General features: G+C 71.3%; 13 protein-coding genes. 7 read left to right on the top strand and 6 right to left on the bottom strand.

Features of this window, described 5'->3' with window-relative positions:
- Window positions 1-3 precede the first annotated feature (3 nt).
- The 3 genes from GA0074696_RS22440 to GA0074696_RS22450 form a co-directional block, all read right to left on the bottom strand.
- Entirely contained in the window at window positions 4-1,128 is a 1,125-nt protein-coding gene (locus GA0074696_RS22440) for a polysaccharide biosynthesis C-terminal domain-containing protein (protein ID WP_088962932.1), read from the bottom strand.
- A complete protein-coding gene (locus GA0074696_RS22445; RefSeq protein ID WP_088962933.1) occupies window positions 1,122-2,162 on the bottom strand; it encodes a polysaccharide biosynthesis protein in 1,041 nt (346 codons plus the stop codon). The genes GA0074696_RS22440 and GA0074696_RS22445 overlap by 7 nt, the downstream gene beginning before the upstream one ends.
- 62 nt (window positions 2,163-2,224) lie before the next feature.
- On the bottom strand, window positions 2,225-3,700 hold the full coding sequence (locus GA0074696_RS22450) for a hypothetical protein (protein ID WP_157746084.1): 1,476 nt from the start codon (window positions 3,698-3,700) through the stop codon (window positions 2,225-2,227).
- A 269-nt stretch (window positions 3,701-3,969) separates the two neighbouring features.
- On the opposite strand from GA0074696_RS22450, the gene GA0074696_RS22455 reads away from it, so the two are divergent.
- Together GA0074696_RS22455 and GA0074696_RS32325 are read left to right on the top strand one after the other, a co-directional pair.
- The gene (locus GA0074696_RS22455) at window positions 3,970-5,232 is read left to right on the top strand and encodes a glycosyltransferase family 4 protein (RefSeq protein ID WP_157746085.1); all 1,263 of its coding nucleotides are present in this window, start codon (window positions 3,970-3,972) and stop codon (window positions 5,230-5,232) included.
- A gap of 82 nt (window positions 5,233-5,314) precedes the next feature.
- Entirely contained in the window at window positions 5,315-6,574 is a 1,260-nt protein-coding gene (locus tag GA0074696_RS32325; RefSeq protein WP_088962936.1) for a hypothetical protein, read from the top strand.
- A 75-nt stretch (window positions 6,575-6,649) separates the two neighbouring features.
- Here GA0074696_RS32325 and GA0074696_RS22465 read toward each other — a convergent pair whose 3' ends face one another.
- The gene (locus GA0074696_RS22465) at window positions 6,650-7,960 is read right to left on the bottom strand and encodes a phenylacetate--CoA ligase family protein (RefSeq protein ID WP_088962937.1); all 1,311 of its coding nucleotides are present in this window, start codon (window positions 7,958-7,960) and stop codon (window positions 6,650-6,652) included.
- 152 nt (window positions 7,961-8,112) lie between these two features.
- On the opposite strand from GA0074696_RS22465, the gene GA0074696_RS22470 reads away from it, so the two are divergent.
- On the top strand, window positions 8,113-11,229 hold the full coding sequence (locus GA0074696_RS22470) for a M14 family metallopeptidase (protein ID WP_088962938.1): 3,117 nt from the start codon (window positions 8,113-8,115) through the stop codon (window positions 11,227-11,229).
- A gap of 88 nt (window positions 11,230-11,317) precedes the next feature.
- A complete protein-coding gene (locus GA0074696_RS22475; protein ID WP_088962939.1) occupies window positions 11,318-12,247 on the top strand; it encodes an NAD(+)/NADH kinase in 930 nt (309 codons plus the stop codon).
- Between the two features lie 12 nt (window positions 12,248-12,259).
- Here GA0074696_RS22475 and pgm read toward each other — a convergent pair whose 3' ends face one another.
- Window positions 12,260-13,903, bottom strand: coding sequence for a phosphoglucomutase (alpha-D-glucose-1,6-bisphosphate-dependent) (gene pgm / locus GA0074696_RS22480; protein WP_088962940.1), 1,644 nt, complete (start codon window positions 13,901-13,903; stop codon window positions 12,260-12,262).
- A gap of 69 nt (window positions 13,904-13,972) precedes the next feature.
- Window positions 13,973-15,205: a glucose-1-phosphate adenylyltransferase gene (gene glgC / locus GA0074696_RS22485; protein ID WP_088962941.1), complete on the bottom strand. Its 1,233-nt coding sequence runs from the start codon at window positions 15,203-15,205 to the stop codon at window positions 13,973-13,975.
- A 72-nt stretch (window positions 15,206-15,277) separates the two neighbouring features.
- Between glgC and glgA the strand changes: the two genes are divergently transcribed.
- The 3 genes from glgA to glgB are packed head-to-tail and all read left to right on the top strand — an operon-like array spanning window position 15,278 to window position 20,708.
- Entirely contained in the window at window positions 15,278-16,486 is a 1,209-nt protein-coding gene (gene glgA, locus GA0074696_RS22490; RefSeq protein ID WP_088962942.1) for a glycogen synthase, read from the top strand.
- Window positions 16,487-16,524: 38 nt separating this feature from the next.
- Window positions 16,525-18,618: an alpha-1,4-glucan--maltose-1-phosphate maltosyltransferase gene (locus GA0074696_RS22495; RefSeq protein WP_088962943.1), complete on the top strand. Its 2,094-nt coding sequence runs from the start codon at window positions 16,525-16,527 to the stop codon at window positions 18,616-18,618.
- Complete coding sequence (glgB, locus tag GA0074696_RS22500; RefSeq protein WP_088962944.1) at window positions 18,606-20,708, top strand: 1,4-alpha-glucan branching protein GlgB; 2,103 nt, start codon at window positions 18,606-18,608, stop codon at window positions 20,706-20,708. Before GA0074696_RS22495 ends, glgB begins: the two co-directional genes overlap by 13 nt.
- The last annotated feature ends 341 nt before the right edge of the window (window positions 20,709-21,049 follow it).

Below are 21,049 nucleotides of genomic sequence, written 5' to 3' on the forward strand. Positions count from 1 at the left end.
GCCTCACGCCGCCACCACCGCCGGCTCCGGCGCGGTCAGCTCCACCGGCTCCGTCCACGTGTCCGGCCGGGCGGGGTCGAAGATCTCGTTGGTCCAGAAGAGAGTGAGCAGCTCGTCCGGCCCGGTGTTGACGATGTTGTGCGCCCACATGGTGGGCATGTCCACCACCACCGGCTCGTCGCCGCCGACCGGGAACCGCACGACCTCGTCGGTGCCGACCCGGCGCAGCCGGATCTCCGCGCTGCCGCGCAGCACGCAGAACCGCTCCACCTTGGCCAGATGGAAGTGCTCCCCCCGGGTCACGCCCGGCCGGCTGGTGGAGCAGAAGGTCTGGCCGCCGCCGTGCGCCTTCACCGCCTCGACCAGTTCGCCGCGCAGGTCGGCCCGACGGGTCAGCGACAGCGGGTAGCTGGCGGGGAAGCAGTGTGACCGGTAGGTGTTGAACAGCCGGACGGCGTGCCGGTCGGTCAGCGCCGGGATCTCGCCGCCGCGGTAGAGGTCGGCGTACCCGGCGAGCCGGTCGGCCAGCTCGCGTACGCCGGTGCGCAGCGCCGGCATGGCCGCGTCCCACGGGCCGCCGTCCGGGGCACCCATCAGCCGCGCCGCGGCGTCGCTGACGTGCACCAGGCTCAACTCCCGGTCCTCGTGCACCTCCGGCGACCGCTGCTCGGCGAGCAGCCGGCAGAAGGTGGCCACCACCGAGTTGTAGTAGGGCCGGCCGTGCTCCCCGTACAGGTTCGGCAACCGCACGTCGAGCAGGTCCGGACGGGCCGCGGCCAGGGTGGCGGCGGCGACCGCCTTCGCGTCGCCGTACGGGGTGCCGTTGCCGGCCTGCACCGAGTTGGCGAAGACCACCGCGCCGGGCGGCGCCGCGCACAGGCGCAGCGCCCGACCCAGGGCCGCGGCCAGCTCGACGTTGCCCGCCGCGACGTCGCGGGCGTCGCCCCGGTTGACGCCGGCCAGGTGCAGCACCCGGTCGACGCCGTCGAGCTGCTCCGCCACCGTCGGGGCGTCCAGCAGGTCACTGCCACTGATCAGCACCGGCTCGGACCAGCCCAGGGCGCGGGCCAGCACCCGCACGTGCCAGCCCAGGAAGCCGCGACCGCCGGTGAGCGCCAGCCTCAGCACGCCAGCACCGGGTCCCGCAGCGCCAGCTCCGCCCGGATCTCGGGCAGCGTGCGCAGCAGGTCCATGATCTGGGGTACGTCCAGACGCGGTGCGTTCGCCGAGTTGAAGTCCTCGGCCGGGTACTCACGCAGCTCGCCCTCGGAGGTGTAGAGCGCGTAGTTCAGGTCTCGCGCGTCGATCGGCACCCGGAAGAAGTCTCCGAAGTCATCAGCCGTGGCGAGCTCCTCGCGGCTGGCCAACGTCTCGTCCTGCTTCTCACCGTGCCGGACGCCGATGATGTCCAGCTTCGACGGCACGTCGAAGAGCTGACAGACCGCCTCGGCCAGATCGCCGATGGCGCAGGCGACCGCCTTGCGGATGAAGATGTCGCCCGGCCGGGCGTGCCGGAAGGCGTGCTCCACCAGCTCGACGGACTCGTCGAGGGACATCAGGAAGCGGGTCATGCCGGGATCGGTCACCGTTGGCGCCCGGCCCGCCTTGATCTGCTCGATGAACAGCGGAATGACGGAGCCGCGCGAGTACATCACGTTGCCGTACCGCACGCACGACACGGTGGTGCTGCTGCGCGCGTTGTTGCGGGCGTGGGCCTGGGCCACCTTCTCCATGAGGGCCTTCGTCATACCCATGGCATTGACCGGGGAGACGGCCTTGTCGGTGCTGAGCAGCACCACCGACCGGACCCCCTTGCGCTCCGCGGCCTCGATGACGTTCGCGCTACCGATGACGTTGGTCCGCAGCGCCTCGAGGGGGAAGAACTCGCACGACGGCACCTGCTTGAGCGCCGCGGCGTGGAAGATGTGGTCCATGCCGCGACTGGCCCCCACCACGGAGTCGAGGTCGCGTACGTCGCCGACGTAGTACCGGACGCGGTCGTCACCGACGACACGGCGCATCGCGTCCTGTTTGGCCTCGTCGCGACTCAGCACCCGGACCTCGTCGACGTCCCGGTCGAGCATTCGTCGCACCATGGTCTGACCGAACGATCCTGTGCCGCCGGTGATCAGGACCCGGCTGCCGGCAAGCGCAGTGCTCACTCGTGCTCCTCTTCATTGAAAGGTCAATGCAGACAACGAGCAACATACCGGTCAAGGTGCGTTTAATGGCGTAAAGCGGACGCAGGTGGTGCGGCGGATCCCTCGGACGAGAGACCCCAAGGCGGACGGTGCCTCCAGGCGACGAGGACGAACAGCAGCAGAAGCACCAGCAGTCGGCAGCCCGTCCGGCTCACATAGGTCGAGGTGCCCACCCACATCAGATCGACCATGCCGACGACGACGAGGACGCCGGCGGTATAGCCCAGCAGCCGCCGCGGCGTGGTGAGGGGCCGCGCCGCCACCCGGTCCACCGCCCGGTCGATCCAGCGCAGCGTGAGCCCGGTGATCGGGACCATCAGCACCAGACCGACCAGCCCGAAGTTGATCAGCCATTCTCCGAAGGAGAGCGCCGCGTGCGTGTGGCCGGTGCCCACCATCTCCGGGGAGAGAATGGGCACCAGGGCCGCTCCGAGGCCGTCCGGCTTCTCGGGCCACATCGCGCGCGGAACCAGGGTCACCGCCGCCGCCCAGAAGGTCTCGCCCCACCCCTTGGGCAGTACGCCCATCGCGTTGAGCTCCAGCAGCCTGGTGAAGTCGCGGAACGGCGTCACGACCGAACCCAGACCGTCGGCGTCCGGGTTGTCCACTATGGAGGTCGCTCTGATCTGGCCGAGCACGAACACGGCGGGTGCGGCGACGGCGAGCACCCAGACCTTGACGTGCCGGCGGCCACGACCCCTGTTCGCGAGAATCATCGCCAGGGCGAAGCCGAGTGAGCCGAGGACGATTCGTCCGAAGTCGTTGAAGAGATAGGCGTAGTAGAGCCCGAAGCCCGCCGCCGGCACCAATCCGTAGACCAGCCGCCGCCGACGGCGCCGGCCAGGCAGCAGGCCGAGGCCCAGCAGGACGACGCCGACAAACCCGGCCGAATCGATGAGCAGATGGTGGTAACGGCTGGGGAAGGCCAGGCTGAGCACCACGCCGAGGGCCAGCAGCGTGATACCCCAGCGCAGCGCCCACCGGCTCAGCGCCGGGTCCGCCCGCACCGGCTCGCTCTCCGGGCGCCGACGTAGCCGACTCCAGAAGAGGAGCCAGGTCGAGACATGGAGGAAGTAGCACAGCGTCAGGCCCGGCAGGATCGGCACCGGGGCCCCGCCGGGTCCGGCCTTGAGCTCGGAGTACAGCGCGGCGAAGCCAACGAAGAGGGCGAAGCTGAAGTTGTACACGCCGACAGCGGTGATCCGCATCCCTCCGTCGGCGAGGAAGACCCAGAGCCCGAAGAGGAGAGCCAGGGCACTGAGCAGCAGCGTCGCCGAGTGTTGCGGATGGGCGGTGACAGCGAAGGATTCGACACCGAGCGCCGAGATCCCGGCCGCAATCCAGCCGAGGCCGATCGGAAGATTCCGGCTCAACCCGTCCGGAGCCACCGCCACTGTCTCGGGTGCCGCCGGTCCGGCCTGATGAGCCAAGTGATGCGGACCCGACCACTCGGTCAGGCGCCTCCACCGGTCATCCTGCTGACGCTCCTGCACTGACATCCCGTTCCCCCGTGGCATCCACGTGCGGGGGTCGACGGGCGTGCCACGCAGACGGACGCGAGGCATCGGGCCCGATCGGCGACGTCCGTGCGGGTTGCAGGGTCGAAGTCCCCGTACCAGCTGAAACCGACACCAGAGGCAACGCTATGCCGACCACTTGGTTACGCATAGCCACCGACGCGCCGTCACCGAGGCCGTGGCCAGGTCGTTTGTCCAAGCATGCCATTCAGCCACCGGCCAGACGTCACCCGTTGCCACAGGTCGTGATCGTGAGCGAAGGACAGGACCGGAGGGCCCGACGGGCGACCTGCGGGGAGGAGCCGCCTCCCCTGTCGGTGCTCATGACCTACAACTTCTTTGAGCCCGGGTTCCGCGCCGGCGGGCCCATCCGCTCGATCGCCAGGCTGGTCGACTCCTGCTCGGAGCAGGTCGCCATCACGCTGGTGACGGGCGACCGGGACCTCGGCGGGTCCGCGGCCTACCCGGGCCTCTCCGGCAGGTGGGTCGACCGGGGTCGCGCCCGGGTGTTCTACCTCAACCCCCGGCGTGCCCGCCACTGGTGGACGCTCTGGCGCACGATACGGCGCCGCCGTTTCGACCTCCTGTACGTCAACAGCTTCTGGTCCACCTACTCGCTGCTGCCCATCATCGCGGCCCGTCTGGGACTGCTCCGGGTTCCCCGGGTGATGATCGCCCCCAGGGGTGAGTTCTCCCCGGCGGCGCTGGCCCTCGGCGCGCTGCGCAAGCGGATCTTCCTGCGGTCGTGGGTCCACGTACTTCGCAGAGGTCCCGTCGACTGGCATGCGGGCAGCCAGTTGGAGGGTGAGATGATCCGCCGGGCGTTGCCGTGGGCGAACGTGACGGTCCGGGCGAACCAGGCCGGGCTGCCCGCCGAGCCCCTTCCTCCTGGCGCTTCCCGAAGCGAGGCACGGCTGGTCTTCGTGGGGCGGATCAGCCCGATGAAGAACGTGGACCTGCTCCTGACCGCCCTCGGCCTGACCACCGCACCGATGCGCCTGGACCTCTTCGGGCCGGCGGAGGACCCGGTCTACTGGAGCCGCTGCCAGCAGCTCATCGACGACCTGCCGCCGACGGTCCAGTGCACGTACCACGGCCCGCTCGCACCCGACCGGGTGCGGGAGACGTTCGCCGGCTACGACGCCTTCGCGATGCCGACCCGGGGCGAGAACTTCGGGCACGTCATCGCCGAGAGTCTCTCCGCGTCGTGCCCGGTCGTCTGCTCGGACCGCACCCCGTGGAGCGACGTCCTCCGCGACGGCGGCGGTGTGGTCCTGCGCGACCTCACCGCCCCGGCACTCGCCGCCGAGCTGGAACGGATCGCCCGACTCACCCCTGAGGAGCGACTGCGAGCACGGCGGGTGGCCGGTGAGGCGTACCGGCGCTGGGCCGCCGCCAGCGATGAATCGAACATCCTCGACCACGTCCGCGTCCAACTGCAGGACGCAGGCGATCCGCTGCCACCGTCCCGGGAGCCGGCACGTGCACATCCGTCCGCTGACACCCGCCGCTGACGCCTCGGCACCTCCGCCGCCTACCGACGACCGACTCGACACGCCGTCCACCCCGCCGGGCGGCGCCGCGAAGGACTCAGGTGTGCGGGGCCAGACCATCTTCGCCGCGTTGTCGAGCCTGCTGAGCGGTGTGCTGAACGCCGGCATCCTGGCGGTCTGCGCGCGCGGCGGTCAGACCGACGAACTGGCCGCGTACGCCATCATGACCGCCGCCCTGACCTGGGTAGCGGTCCTGGCGACCGGCGGGACGGCGATGCTCTACGCCACCGGCGACGAACGGGAGTGCGCCGCGATCCGCAGCCAACGTGTGCTGGTGGTCTCCCCGCTGCTGATCGTGAGTGCGGTGGGCGTCTCGCTGCTCTACGTCGGCCGCGGCTACGGCCTGGTCGCACTGGCGGCGGCAGCGCTGGGCACCATCGGCAACAGTTTCACGCAGCTGCAGTTCAGCGACCTGTACCGGCAGTTCCGCTTTGTCGCTGCATCGGTGGTGATGGTCGGCAGCCGGCTCGCCGGACTGGTGCTGGTGCTGGTCGGGGTTCCGCTGACCATCGCCCTGGTCGCCGCCACCGCGTTGCAGCTCCTGACCGCGGAGGGCCTGGTCTGCCGGGACGCGGCAACGCGGCGCGGGCGGTGGCGTGGGTTGACCGTCCGGTCGGCGGCGGCGGCCTTCCGGATGAACGGCCACCTGATGTCGTGCAGCCTGGCGGAGGTGTTCACCGGGCGGTCCGGTGGGATCGCGCTGTCCATGGTGGCAAGCCCGCACGTGGTGGGCAGCTATGCCGCGGTGAACGGTGTCTACCAGGCGCTGACGGCGGTGGTCTACCAGGGCCTACGGGTGCCGATGGCGGTCCGGGTGCGGCACCGGCACGGGCTGGGCGCGCACGGTTCGGTGCGCGAGAGCGAGGTGATGGTCGTCGTCGTGGCGGCCCTCACCGGGGTGGCCGGCTGGTTGCTCGCGCCCTGGCTCACCACCGCGGTGCTCGGCCTCACCGTGCCGGGGATGGACACGACGTTGGGGCTCTTCCTGCTCGCGCTGCCGTTCCTCACGGTCAACCGGGCGATCGGTCTTGCCCGCCTCGGCGACGGCAACTACCGAGCGGCCGCTCGGCTGGCGCTGCTGACCGCCGGCCTGGCCGGCCTCGCGTTGCTGGTCCAGGCACCCCGGTTCGGCCCGGCCGGGGCGGCGGCGGCCACGCTCGCCAGCGAGGCGCTGACGACAGTGGTCGTGGGTGCACTCTGCGGTCACCTGGCGCTCCGGGCCCGCAGACGTCGACGGATGTCGGACCGGACCGGGCCGGCAGCGCCTGTCGTGGAGCGGCCCGGGAGCGGACTTCCGGTGTGACCTCGAGCTCGTGCAGTGCCGGGACCACCTGCGCCACCTGGCCACGAGCCCGATACCCCCGCGGCGTAGGTGACGTCAGGACACGAACAACGCGTGCTTGCCGGCTCGGGTCTTCGCCTGCTGGTCGACCTGGGCGAAGGTGACCGACCGGGGATCCAGGAGAGGGTGGTCGCGACTGAGCTCTCGAAGGAAGAACGCGGCGACGTCGTCGAGGTCGAGCGAGCGGTCCGCCTCGACGTGGATCCGCAGCGCGTCCGGCCGTTCCTGTCGGAACTGGACTCCGACGATACCGGGGTAGGACTTGAGAATGTGCACGGGCAGGATCGCGGACAGGTCGAGGACGCCCTCTGCCGACCCGACCTGGACGAAGTCCTGACGCCGGCCGAGGATCGCGCGGAAGGCGAGGGCGTTGCCATCGCGTATGTCACTCGCCTCGACCCGGTCACCGATGGCGTAGTTGACCAGGGGGAAGAGCCGGGGAGTCAGCGTCGTCACGTGCAGCTCGCCGTTGTCGTCCGCCAGGCAGACGTAGCTGTCCCAGAGCATTCGGATGTTACGGGTGCGCTGGTGGGACATCGCCAGCACGCCGGTCTCCGCAGACCCGTACTCGATCACGGCGGGGGCGTGGAACACGCGCTCGATCAGGGCGATGTCCGCGTCGCTGGCGGTCTCCGCGCAGAGGATCACGGCTCGGAGGCGGTTCTTGTCTCCCAGCTTGAGCCCGTTGCGCTCCACGTAGCGGGCCAGCCTGAACACCGCCGACGTGTAGCCCGCCAGGGAGACCGGGTTCCGCCGACGGAAAGCCAGGTAGTGCCGGTGCAGGGACGGTTCGCTCAGGTCGTAGGCGTTGAGCCGGGTGATTCGCATGCCCCCGTCGGCGAGCCGACGCTTGAGATGGGCCACCTGCCCACGCCAACCGCTGCCGAACAGGTGGGAGTGTCCCCACAGGAGCACATTCGGATCCGTCGGGGCGACGCCCGACCAGTTCCGCCCGAGGTACGCGTTGACCCAGCCCTCATCCACTTCACCCGGCCCACGTGGGTAGCGCGTGGGCTGCCCCGTGCTCCCGCCGGTGGTGTAGAACTCGGTGATCCGACCTTCCTGGAAGATCTCCGCACTGCGGGCGATCAGCGTCTCCTTCTCCAAGGGCGGGAAGTCGCGCAGGTCGCTCGGGTGGTCGATCCGCGCCGGGAGATCGTGTTCCCGCTGCCAGGACCGGTAGAAGGGCACCTCCGCGAGGCAGTACGCCCAGACCTCATTGAACCGGCGGACCTGGAGGTCCTCGATCTCCTCCCGGGACGGCCGGGCGTCGTACAGGGCGATCTTGCGGTCCAGGCGCCGATGACGGTCGGCGAGGACAGTGCCCCGCAGCAGCGACGAGAGCATCAGCGGTGGCCCCCTTCCTAGTGACGATGAACCCAACGAGGCGCCGACCAGCGCAGTTACGCATTGATGACGGCGCGTTACATCTAAGCATTGACATCAGTTGCGAACTCCCACCAGGCTTGCGCACACGAGTCCTTCCACCAGGAGGCGCGATGAGGCGCACACGGTTAGCGATCGCAAGCGTGTTCACTCTGGTCAGCGCTCTGGCGCTGACCGCACCGGCTGGCGCGCGGCCACCGTCCGACCCGGGCGGCCGCGACAGCTTGGAGGTGTACGTCGGCACACTCGACCCGCAACAGCTGGAGAAGCTGCGCGCGGCCGGTGTCGACCTCGGCCACGACCAGCGTGGCACCGACGCGGGTGGGGCCACCCGGGTGGAGACGGTGCTCAGCAAGCGGGAGGCGGCCCGCCTCGCCGACCAGGGCGTACGGCTGGACGTCAAGAAGGTGCGCGGCAAGGACGCCTCCCAGGCGCTGCGCGAGCAGGCGGCGGCGGGCTGGGACGCGTTCCGGTCGTACAGCGAGCCGGGCGGCATCCGCGACGAGCTCACCGCGACCGCTGCGCGCTTCCCGAAGCTGGCGAAGCTGGAGACCATCGGCCGGACCGTCCAGGGCAAGCCGATCCTGGCGGTGAAGGTCACGAAGAACGCGCGGACCGTGCCGGACGGGCGACGCCCGGCGGTGATCTACGGCAGCGCCCAGCACGCCCGCGAGTGGATCACCCCGGAGATGACCCGCCGCCTGCTGCACCACGTGCTGGACAACTACGGCACCGACCCGGAGATCACCCGGTTGGTGGACCGCACCGAGCTGTGGTTCCTGCCGGTCGCCAACCCGGACGGCTACGACCACACCTTCACCCCGGGCAACCGGTTGTGGCGCAAGAACCTGCGCGACAACGACGGCAACGGCCAGATCACCACCGCCGACGGCGTCGACCTCAACCGCAACTTCAGCTACAAGTGGGGGTACGACGACGAGGGCTCCTCGCCGGAGCCGAACAGCGACACCTACCGCGGCCCGGGCCCCAACTCGGAGCCGGAGACGAAGGCGCTCGACGCGCTCTTCAAGCGGGTGGGCTTCGAGTTCTTCGTCAACTACCACTCGGCGGCCCAGCTGCTGCTCTACGGCGTCGGCTGGCAGGTCAGCACGCCGACCCCGGACGACGTCATCTACCAGGCGATGGCCGGCGACGACGCGCACCCGGCGGTGCCCGGCTACGACCCGGACATCTCCGCCGAGCTGTACACCACCAACGGTGACACCGACTCCCACGCCCAGGTCCGCTACGGCACCCTCGGCTTCACCCCGGAGATGTCCACCTGCCAGACGGCGGCCGCCTCCGACCCGGACGACCAGTGGCGGCCGGAGGACTGCATCAGCGGGTTCATCTTCCCGGACGACGAGAAGCTGATCTCCGCCGAGGTGGCGAAGAACCTGCCGTTCGCGCTGTCGGTGGCTAAGTCGGCGGCCGACCCGGACGACCCGGTGTCGGTGGTCGGCCGCAGCACCCCCGACTTCGTGGTCGACTCCTTCGACACCTCCTACGGGCGTACCCAGCAGGTCACGTCGATCACCCGGCGGGCGCTGAAGGACGTCCGGATGCACTACGTGGTCAACGGCGGCCGTCCGAAGACGGCCAAGGTCCGCGAGTGGCGCGGCGGCGAGCGGTACGGCGACACGAACGACGACTACTACGCCGATCTGCGCGGCACGGTCACCGGCACGAAGCCGGGTGACCGGGTCGAGGTGTGGTTCACCGGGGTCAAGCCGCGCCAGGGCCCGGTGGCCAGCGAGCACTTCACCTACCGGGTACACACCGACATCGGCGGGGACGTGCTGGTGCTCGCCGTGGAGGACGTGACCGGGCTCAGCCCGGCGCAGACCGGCGGCGCAGGCGCGAAGTACGCCGACGAGGTGGCCGCGTCGCTGGCCAAGGCGGGCCGCAGCAGCGACGTGTACGACTTCGACGCGATGGGCCGTAAGGCCCCGCACCCGCTGGGTGTGCTCTCGCACTACCGGGCGGTGGTCTGGGAGACCGGCGACGACACCATCCTGCGCTCGCCCGGCCAGGTCGGCGGCACCGCCGCCCGCGCGGCGCTCGACACCGAGCTGGCCGTCCGGGACTACCTCAACGAGGGCGGCAAGCTCCTGGTCAGCGGCAAGTACGCGCTCTTCGCCCAGGCCGCCAACGGCTCGTACGTCTACCAGCCGGACCCGGCGGTGGCGGAGTGCGCCGACCCGGACGACGCCACCTGCCTGCCGCTGTTGAACGACTTCCAGCAGTACTACCTGGGGGCCTACAACTACGTCAGCGACGGCGGCAGCGACCCGGACGGCACGCCGTACCCGCTGCGCGGCGCGGACGGGGCCTTCGCCGGCTTCCAGGGGCAGCTCAACGCGGCCGGCTCGGCGGGGAACCAGGACCACACGGCCTCGTTCCTCACCACGTCGAGCTTCCTGGCCCCGGACCGGTTCCCGCAGTTCGCCAGCTCGGCGGCAGTGGACTGGGCCCGGCCGGGCAGCGCGCCGTTCGACCCCCGCACCGGCGACTGGTACCTGTACAGCGGGCGGGCCGACGAGTCGTACAAGCGGCTCACCCGGACCGTCGACCTCACCTCGGCGACCAGCGGGGAGCTGCGCTTCTTCGCCTCGTACGACATCGAGCAGAACTGGGACTTCCTGATCGTCGAGGCGCACGAGGTGGGCAGCGACGCCTGGACGACGCTGCCCGACGCCAACGGCCGTACCGGCACCGAGACCGGCGACAGCTGCGAGTCGGGCTGGGCGGAGACCCTGCACCCGTTCCTCGCCCACTACCAGGGCGCCGACTGCTCTCCCACGGGCAGCACCGGTAGCTGGAACGCGGCCACCGGCAGCTCCGGCGGCTGGCGGGAGTTCGCCGTCGACCTGTCGGCGTACGCCGGCAAGCAGGTCGAGATCTCCATCTCGTACGTCTCCGACTGGGGCACCCAGGGCCTGGGTGTGTTCCTGGACGACGCGCGGGTGATCACCGACGGCACGGTCGTCTCGGAGACCTCCTTCGAGACGCCGGACCTGGGCGGGTGGACGGTGGCCGGGCCGCCGCCGGGCTCCCCGCCGGGCGGCAACGACTGGGCCCGTAGCCAGCAGGCGTTCACCGAGGGCGCGGCGGTGGTCACCGACGACACCGTCTACCTCGGCTTCGGCCTGGAGGGGCTGGCCCCGGCGGTCCGCGACGACCTGGTCGCCCGGTCGCTGGCCCACCTGAGCGGACGGCCACGCCGCTAGCGGACGCGGATGCGGCGGCGGGCTCCCACCGCCGCCGCACCTGTCCGTACGGCTGCCGGACCGTCCGTCCGTGTGATGAGCTGTACCGGTGGCGGGGTACGTGTTCGGTCTGGTGCTGCATCCCACCCGGGACGTCTCCGCGGTCGTGGAGATCGTCGAACGGTGGGCGGTCCGGCACGGCAAGAGCCTCGCCGTGCGCGCCGAGGACCGGCAGCGGGTGCCGTCGTCGGTGGAGCTGGTGCCGGCGGCGGAGCTGGCGCACCGGTCGGACGCGTTGATCAGCATCGGCGGGGACGGCACCATGCTCGGTGCCCTGCGCCTGGCCGTGCGGGACCCGAAGCCGGTGCTCGGGGTGCACCTGGGCAAGCTCGGCTTCCTCGTCGAGGTCGAGCCGCCGGATCTGCCCCGGGCGCTGGACCGGCTGGTCGCCCACGACTTCACCGTCGAGTCACGCGCCTGCCTGGCCTGCGACGTGTGCGGGGACGACGTGGTGGCGTTCAACGACATCGCCCTCGTCCGCCATCCGGGTTCCGGCTTCGTCACCGCCACCCTCGCCGTCGACGGGCAGCGGTACGGCTACTACCGCTGCGACGCGCTGGTGATCAGCACGCCGACCGGCTCGACGGCGTACAGCTACGCGGCGGGCGGGCCGCTGATCTCGCCGGCGACGCAGGCCGTGGTGGTGACGCCGTCAGCGCCGATGGCCGGCATCTCGCGGTCGGTGGTGCTCTCCTCCGACGAGACCATCCGGCTGGAGCTGCTGCCCGACTCGGCGCCGGTGGCCGTGGAGATGGACGGCGTGATCATCCGGGACGGCTCGACCGAGGGTGCGGTGCACGTGCGGTACCAGCAGAACGCCGGCCTGGTGGTTCGCCTCGACCCGCGCCGCTACGCCGAACGCAACCAGCTCAAGCTCAGCCTGCTGGACCTGCCGCTGCTGCCCGAGCAGCTGCGCGAGCTGCTGCCGGACGGGATGCGAAAGCAGTTGACCCGCCGCGAGCTGCCCCCGCCGCGCTGACCGCCCCCCGGCTCAGGCCTTGGCCAGCACCCCGTCGACGAGCGCCTTCGCCTCCTCCTGGATGCGGGCCAGGTGCTCCGGCCCCCGGAACGACTCGGCGTAGATCTTGTAGACGTCCTCGGTGCCGGAGGGGCGGGCGGCGAACCAGCCCGACTCGGTGGTCACCTTCAGCCCGCCGATCGCCGCGCCGTTGCCGGGCGCGGTGGTGAGCGTCGCGGTGATCGGCTCTCCGGCCAGCTCGGTGGCGCCCACCTGCTCCGGGGAGAGCTGGCCGAGCACGGCCTTCTGCTCCCGGGTGGCCGGGGCGTCGATCCGCGCGTACGCGGGGGCGCCGAAGCGCTCGGTCAGCTCGGCGTAATGCTGGCTGGGGGTCCGCCCGGTGGTGGCGATGATCTCCGAGGCGAGCAGGCAGAGCAGGATGCCGTCCTTGTCGGTGGTCCAGGTGCTTCCGTCGCGGCGCAGGAAGGACGCGCCGGCGCTCTCCTCGCCGCCGAAGCCGACCGCGCCGTCGAGCAGCCCGGGCACGAACCACTTGAAGCCCACCGGCACCTCCAGCAGCGGACGGCCCAGGTCCGCCGCGATCCGGTCGATCATCGAGGAGGAGACCAGCGTCTTGCCGACCGCCGCCGCCGGACCCCACTGCTCCCGGGTACGGAACAGGTGCCCGATCGCCACCGCCAGGTAGTGGTTGGGGTTCATCAGGCCGCCGTCGGGGGTGACGATGCCGTGCCGGTCGGCGTCGGCGTCGTTGCCGGTGGAGACCTGATAGTCGGCGCGGGCGGCGATCAGCGAGGCCATCGCGTTCGGCGAGGAGCAGTCCATCCGGATCTTGCCGTCGCCGTCCAGGGTCATGAACCGCCAGGTCGGGTCGACCGTCGGGTTGATCACGGTCAGGTCCAGCCGGTGCCGCTCGGCGATCTCCCCCCAGTACGCGACGCTGGCCCCGCCGAGCGGGTCGGCGCCGATGCGCACCCCGGCGTCGCGGATCGCGTCGATGTCGATCGCGGCGGGCAGGTCGTCGACGTAGCCGGCGAGGAAGTCGTACCCGCCGGTGGTGTCGGCGGCGCGGGCCCGGGCGTACGGGATCCGCCGGACCTCCTTGAGGCCGGCGGCCAGGATCGCGTTGGCCCGGTCCTGGATCCACTTCGTGACGTCGCTGTCGGCGGGCCCGCCGTGGGTGGGGTTGTACTTGAACCCGCCGTCGTCGGGCGGGTTGTGCGACGGGGTGATGACGATGCCGTCGGCGAGGCCGCTGGTGCGCCCCCGGTTGTGGGTGAGCACGGCGTGCGAGAGCGCCGGGGTGGGGGTGTAGCCGTCGCGGCTGTCCCGCAGCACGGTGACGCCGTTGGCGGCGAGCACCTCCAGGGCGTCCGCCTCGGCGGGGGCGGAGAGCGCGTGGGTGTCCCGGGCGAGGAAGAGCGGGCCGTCCAGGCCCTGCTTGCGGCGGTAGTCGCAGAGCGCCTGGGTGACCGCGAGGATGTGGTCGGAGTTGAAGGCGTTGCGCAGCGACGACCCACGGTGCCCGGACGTGCCGAAGGAGACCTGCTGCGCCGGGTCGTCGGGGTCCGGGTGCTCGGCGTAGTAGGCGGTCACCAGCCGCGGCACGTCCACCAGGTCGGCGGGCTCGGCGGGCTGTCCGGCGCGGGGATGGGCCACTGCTGCAACCTCCAAGGGCGGTACTCCGACGCTCATTGCTTCCCGGCCACGGCCGGGATCACACCTGGTTCACGGCTCGACGCGCTGGCCCTTGCCGATCACCACGATGCCGTTGTCGGAGACGGTGTAGCGCTGCCGGTCCTTCTCCAGGTCGACGCCGATCTCCGCGCCCTCGGGGACGAAGACGTTCTTGTCCAGGATGGCCCGGCGGACCACGGCGTGCCGGCCGATCTCGACGCCCTCCATCAGCACCGCGCCGTCGACGTGCGCCCAGGAGTGGACCTTGACCTTCGGCGACACGATCGAGTTCTCCACCAGCGAGCCGGAGATCACCGCGCCGGGCGAGACCATCGAGCCGACCGCCCGGCCGACCCGCTCGCCCCACTGGTGGACGAACTTCGCCGGCGGGTACGGCGGCTGGTTGCTGTAGATCGGCCAGTCGAAGTTGTAGAGGTTGAACACCGGGTGCACGTTGATCAGGTCCATGTGGGCGTCGTAGAAGGAGTCCAGCGTCCCCACGTCCCGCCAGTAGCCGCGGTCCCGGTCGGTGCTGCCCGGCAGCTCGTTGTCCTTGAAGTCGTAGACGTTGGCCTCGCCCCGCTCCACCAGCATCGGGATGATGCTGCCGCCCATGTCGTGCTTGCTGGTCTTGTCCTCCGCGTCCCGCTCGACCGCCTCGCAGAGGGCGCCGGTGCTGAACACGTAGTTGCCCATCGAGGCGTAGACCTGGTCCGGGGCGTCGAGGAGGCCGACCGCGTCGGTGGGCTTCTCGCGGAACGCCCGGATCCGCCGGCCGTCCTCGCCGACCTCGATCACCCCGAACTGGTCGGCCATCGACAGCGGCTGCCGGATGCCGGCCACGGTCACCCCGGCGCCGGAGGCGATGTGGTCGTCCACCATCTGCCGGGGGTCCATCCGGTAGATGTGGTCGGCCCCGAAGACGATCACGTAGTCGGGCTGCTCGTCGTTGATCAGGTTGAAGCTCTGGTAGATCGCGTCGGCGGACCCGGCGAACCACCACGGGCCGCGGCGCTGCTGCGCCGGCACCGGCGTGACGTAGTTGCCGAGCATCGTCGACATCCGCCAGGTCTGGGTGATGTGCCGGTCCAGCGAGTGGGACTTGTACTGGGTCAGCACGACGATCTTGAGAAAGCCCGCGTTCGCCAGGTTGGACAGGACGAAGTCGACCATGCGGTACATCCCGCCGAACGGGACGGCCGGCTTGGCCCGGTCCGCGGTGAGCGGCATCAGGCGCTTGCCTTCTCCGCCGGCCAGGACGATCGCGAGCACCTTGGCAGCCATGTACCGACGCTATCCATCCGGCTGCCACTTCACCACTCGTACGGGCACAGTTCTGCACTAGGGTGCGGGGGCATGACGGAATCGGCACGGCTGCGCGTGGATCTGCTGACCCGGGAGTACCCGCCCGAGGTGTACGGCGGCGCCGGGGTGCACGTCGAGTACCTCGCCCGTGAGCTGCGCCGACTCGCCGACGTACGGGTGCACTGCTTCGGCGCGGCGCGCACCGAGCCGGGCGTCACCGCGTACGCCGAACCGGCCGGCCTGACCGGCGCGAACGCCGCGCTGCGCACCATGGGCGTCGACCTGGAGATGGCCGCGGGCTGCGCCGGCACCGACGTGGTGCACAGCCACACCTGGTACGCCAACCTGGCCGGGCACACCGCGAAGCTGCTGCACGGCGTGCCGCACGTGGTGACCGCGCACAGCCTGGAGCCGCTGCGGCCGTGGAAGGCCGAACAGCTCGGCGGCGGGTACGCGCTCTCGTCCTGGTGCGAGCGCACGGCGGTGGAGGCGGCCGACGCGATCATCGCGGTCAGCGCGGGGATGCGCCGCGACGTCCTCACCGCGTACCCGGAGGTGAACCCGGACCGGGTCCGCGTGGTCTACAACGGCATCGACACCGCCCAGTACGCCCCGGACACCGGCACCGACGTCGTCGACCGGCTCGGCATCGACCCGTCCCGCCCCAGCGTGGTCTACGTCGGCCGGATCACCCGGCAGAAGGGACTGCCCTACCTGCTGCGCGCGGCCCGGGAACTGCCCGCCGACACCCAGCTGGTGCTGCTCGCCGGCGCCCCCGACACCCCGGAGATCGCTGCTGAGGTCGAGGGCCTGGTCGGCGAGCTGCGGGCCAACCGCTCCGGGGTGGTCTGGGTGGCCGAGATGCTGCCCAAGCACGAGGTGATCCAGGTGCTCACGCACGCGACGATCTTCGTCTGCCCGTCCGTCTACGAGCCGATGGGAATCGTCAACCTGGAGGCGATGGCCTGCGAGACGGCCGTGGTGGCGACCGCCACCGGCGGCATCCCCGAGGTGGTCGCCGACGGCGAGACCGGGCTGCTGGTGCCGATCGAGCAGGCCGGCGACGGCTCCGGCCGGCCGCTGGAGCCGGCGCGGTTCGTGGCCGACCTGGCCGCCCGGATCAACGAGGTGCTGGCCGACCCGGCGCGCGCCGCCGAACTCGGCCGGGCCGGGCGACGGCGGGCGGTGGAGCACTTCTCCTGGGACGCCGTCGCGGCCCGCACCATGGAGGTGTACCGGTCGGTGGGCGCCGCAGGCTGACCCGAGCGCGAAGCGATCTCGCGCAGTAGGTTGACGGGGTGAGCGGACGGTTCCCGATCGAAGACGTCTCCCCCGTCGTCGCCTGCGGTCGCTACCCGGCCAAGGCGGTGGTCGGCGAGGTGGTGCCCGTGTCGGCCCGCGCCTACCGGGAGGGGCACGACGCGCTCGGCTGCAACGTGGTCTGGCTCGGCCCGGACGGCGCGGCGCGACCCTTCACCCGGATGCGCCCCGGCGAGCCGGGCCAGGACACCTGGCACGCCACCATCCGGCCCGACGCGGTCGGCGACTGGGTCTTCACCGTCGAGGCGTTCGGAGACCCTTACCTCACCTGGCAGAATGCGGTGACCAAGAAGATCGCCGCCGGGCAGGGGCCGGCGGAGCTGGCCAACGACCTCGCCGAGGGCGTCCGCGTGCTGACGGCGGCGGCCGAGCTGGTGCCCGCCGTCGAGGTCGTGCGGGTGAAGGCCGCCGTGGCCGCGCTGCGCGACACCGAGCTGGACCTGCCCCGCCGGGTCGCCCCGGCCCTGGAGCTGGCCGACCTGCTCTGGGAGCACCCGGTGCGCGAGCTGGTCACCACCGGCGAGGAGCACCGGCTCTGGGTGGACCGCCCCCGCGCGCTCTTCTCCGCCTGGTACGAGTTCTTCCCCCGCTCCGAGGGCGCGATCCCGGCCACCGTCGACGCCCCGGCCCGCTCGGGCACCTTCGGCACCGCGATGGAGCGGCTGCCGGGCGTGGCGGCGATGGGCTTCGACGTGCTCTACCTGCCGCCGATCCACCCGATCGGCCGGGTCAACCGCAAGGGCCCCAACAACTCGCTGACCGCCGGGCCCGACGACGTGGGCTCGCCGTGGGCGATCGGCGCCGCCGAGGGCGGCCACGACGCCATCCACCCCGACCTGGGTACGCCGGAGGACTTCCGCGACTTCGTCGCGGCCGCCGCCGAGCAGGGCCTGGAGGTGGCGATGGACCTGGCGTTGCAGTGCGCGCCGGACCACCCCTGGGTGACCGAGCACCCGGAGTGGTTCACCACCCGGGCCGACGGCAGCATCGCGTACGCGGAGAACCCGCCGAAGAAGTACCAGGACATCTACCCGCTGAACTTCGACAACGACCCGGAGGGGATCCGGGCCGAGGTGTTGCGGGTGGTGCTGCACTGGGTCGGCGAGGGGATCCGGATCTTCCGGGTGGACAACCCGCACACCAAGCCGTTCGACTTCTGGCACTGGTTGATCGCCGAGGTCAAGAAGGTCGACCCGGACGTGCTCTTCCTCGCCGAGGCGTTCACCCGACCGGCCATCATGCACGGGTTGGGCAAGATCGGCTTCACCCAGTCGTACACGTACTTCACCTGGCGCACCTCGGCGGCGGAGATGCGGGCGTACTGCGAGGAGCTGGTCGCCGCGGCCGACTACATGCGACCGAACTTCTGGCCCAACACCCCGGACATCCTGCACTCCTCGTTGCAGCACGGCGGCCCGCCGATGTTCAAGATCCGGGCGGTGCTGGCCGCGCTGCTCTCCCCCTCCTGGGGCGTGTACGCCGGGTTCGAGCTCTTCGAGCACGTCGCCCGCCCCGGCGCCGAGGAGTACCTGGACAACGAGAAGTACGAGCTGCGCCCCCGGGACTGGGCCGGCGCGCAGGCGCAGGGCCGCTCGCTGGCGCCGTTCATCGCCACCCTCAACCGGGTACGCCGGGACAACCCGGCCCTGCACCAGCTGCGCAACCTGCGCTTCCACGACATCGACAACCCGGCGCTGCTCTGCTGGTCCAAACACGACCCGGACAGCGGCAACACCGTCATCGTGGTCTGCTCGTTCGACTCCCGCACCGTGCAGTGGGGCAACACCACCCTCGACATGCCCGCCCTCGGCCTCGACTGGCACGAGCGGTTCACCGTCCACGACGAGCTGACCGGCGCCAGCTACGAGTGGGGGCAGCGCAACGCCGTCCGCCTCGACCCGTATCTTCAGCCCGCGCACGTGTTGACGGTGCGCCGCCCGGCCGCTGCGGCCGCAGCGGAGCCCACCGGGCACGCCCCGGCCGACCTCACCGTCGCCGACGTGCCGACCGACCTTTCGGGCGGCACCGCCCCGACCGCTCCCGCCCCGGAGGACGCGCGATGGACCAGCTGATCGCCGGCGAGACCCACGATCCGCACGCCCTGCTCGGCGCGCACCCCACCGACGGGTGGACCACGATCCGCGCGCTGCGCCGGGGCGCCGGCGACGTGATGCTGCGGGTCGGCGACGAGCGGCACCCGATGAAGCGGGTGCACGACGTCGGCGTCTTCGAGACCCGGGTCGAGGGCACCGTGCTCGACTACCGGATCGAGGCCGACGGGCAGGTCACCGACGACCCGTACCGCTATCCGCCGACCATCGGTGAGCTGGACCTGCACCTGATCGGCGAGGGGCGCCACGAGCGGCTCTGGGAGGCGCTCGGCGCGCGGGTCTTCGACGAGGGCGTGGCGTTCTCGGTGTGGGCGCCGAACGCCCGGGGCGTGCGAGTGGTCGGCGACTTCACCGGCTGGGGCCCGGACGACGGCTGGCCGATGCGCTGCCTGGGTTCCAGCGGCGTGTGGGAGCTCTTCGTGCCGGACGCCCGGATCGGCGCCCGGTACAAGTACCGGATCCTCGGCGCCGACGGGCGGTGGCAGGACAAGGCCGACCCGCTGGCCGCGTACGCGGAGGTGCCGCCGGCCACGGCCTCGGTGGTGCACCACTCGACGTACGAGTGGTCGGACGCGGCCTGGCTGGAGCGGCGGGCCCGGCGGCAGCCGCACCAGGAGCCGATGAGCGTGTACGAGGTGCACCTCGGCTCCTGGCGGCCCGGCCTCGGCTACCGGGAACTGGCCGAGGAACTGACCGGGTACGTCACCGAGATGGGCTTCACCCACGTGGAGTTCCTGCCGGTGATGGAGCACCCGTTCGGCGGGTCCTGGGGCTACCAGGTCACCGGCTACTTCGCGCCGACCTCCCGCTTCGGCGACCCGGACGACTTCCGCCACCTGGTCGACCGGCTGCACGGCGCCGGCATCGGCGTGATCCTGGACTGGGTGCCCGCGCACTTCCCCAAGGACGAGTGGGCGCTGGCCCGCTTCGACGGCACCCCGCTGTACGAGCACGCCGACCCGCGGCGCGGCGAGCACCCCGACTGGGGCACGTACGTCTTCGACTTCGGCCGCCGCGAGGTGCGCAACTTCCTGGTCGCCAACGCGCTCTACTGGTGCGAGGAGTTCCACGTCGACGGCCTGCGGGTGGACGCCGTCGCCTCGATGCTCTACCTGGACTACTCCCGCCAGGAGGGGCAGTGGGCCCCGAACGTGCACGGCGGCCGGGAGAACCTGGAGGCGATCGCGTTCCTCCAGGAGGTCAACGCCACCGTCTACAAGCACCACGCCGGGGTGGTGATGGTGGCCGAGGAGTCCACCGCCTGGCCCGGCGTGACCCGGCCGACCGCCGAGGGCGGGCTCGGCTTCGGGTTCAAGTGGAACATGGGCTGGATGCACGACACCCTGCTCTACACCGCCAAGGACCCGATCTACCGGCAGCACCACCACCATCAGCTCACCTTCTCCCTGGCCTACGCCTGGAGCGAGAACTACGTGCTGCCGATCAGCCACGACGAGGTGGTGCACGGCAAGGGTTCGCTCGCCGCCAAGATGCCCGGCGACACCTGGCAGCGGCTGGCCAACGTGCGGGCGCTGCTGGCGTACATGTGGGCGCACCCGGGCAAGCAACTGCTCTTCATGGGCTGCGAGCTGGCTGACGACCGGGAGTGGAGCGAGGAGCGCGGCCTCGACTGGTACCTGACCCACGACCCGGCCCGGGCCGGCGTGCAACGCCTCGTCGGAGACCTCAACACGGTCTACCGGGCGACGCCGGCGCTCTGGGCGCAGGACACCGACCCGGCCGGCTTCCGGTGGATCGCCGGCGACGACGTCGCCCACAACACCGTCTCGTTCGTCCGGATCGCCCCCGACGGCGCGACGCTGGTCTGCGTGGCGAACTTCTCCGCGCTGCCGCTGGAGGACTACCGGGTCGGGCTGCCGGCCGGCGGCACCTGGACCGAGGTGATCAACACCGACGCGCACCACTACGGCGGCTCCGGAGTCGGCAACCTCGGCGCGGTGCACGCGCAGGACGTGCCGTGGCACGGGATGCCGGCGTCGGTCGCGCTGCGGGTCCCGCCGCTGGGCGTGCTCTGGCTCCGCCGCGACTGATCGGGCTGGTCCCGGGTCGCGGGCCGCTTGGCCGGTCCGCGGGCCGGTTGGCCGGCTCGCGGGCCGGTTGGTCAGGTCGCGGGCCGGTTGGTCAGGTCGCGGGCCGGTTGGTCAGGTCGCGGGCCGGTTGGTCAGGTCGCCGTCGGGGAGACATGGTCGTGGTGAGCGATATACCTGTGAGTCATAAATATGCCTCAGAGTCATATCGCTCACTGGAACATCGACCAGCCATGCACTACCGGCAGTAGCCGGCAACACCCCAACTCTCACCCTCCGTCGAACTTTGCGTCGTCGCCGTGCCGCGACGTGAACCGTCTCCGCAGTCGCCGCCGTATCCCGCA

Origin of the sequence: Micromonospora purpureochromogenes (genome assembly GCF_900091515.1) — a bacterium.
Taxonomy (GTDB): Bacteria; Actinomycetota; Actinomycetes; order Mycobacteriales; family Micromonosporaceae; genus Micromonospora; species Micromonospora purpureochromogenes.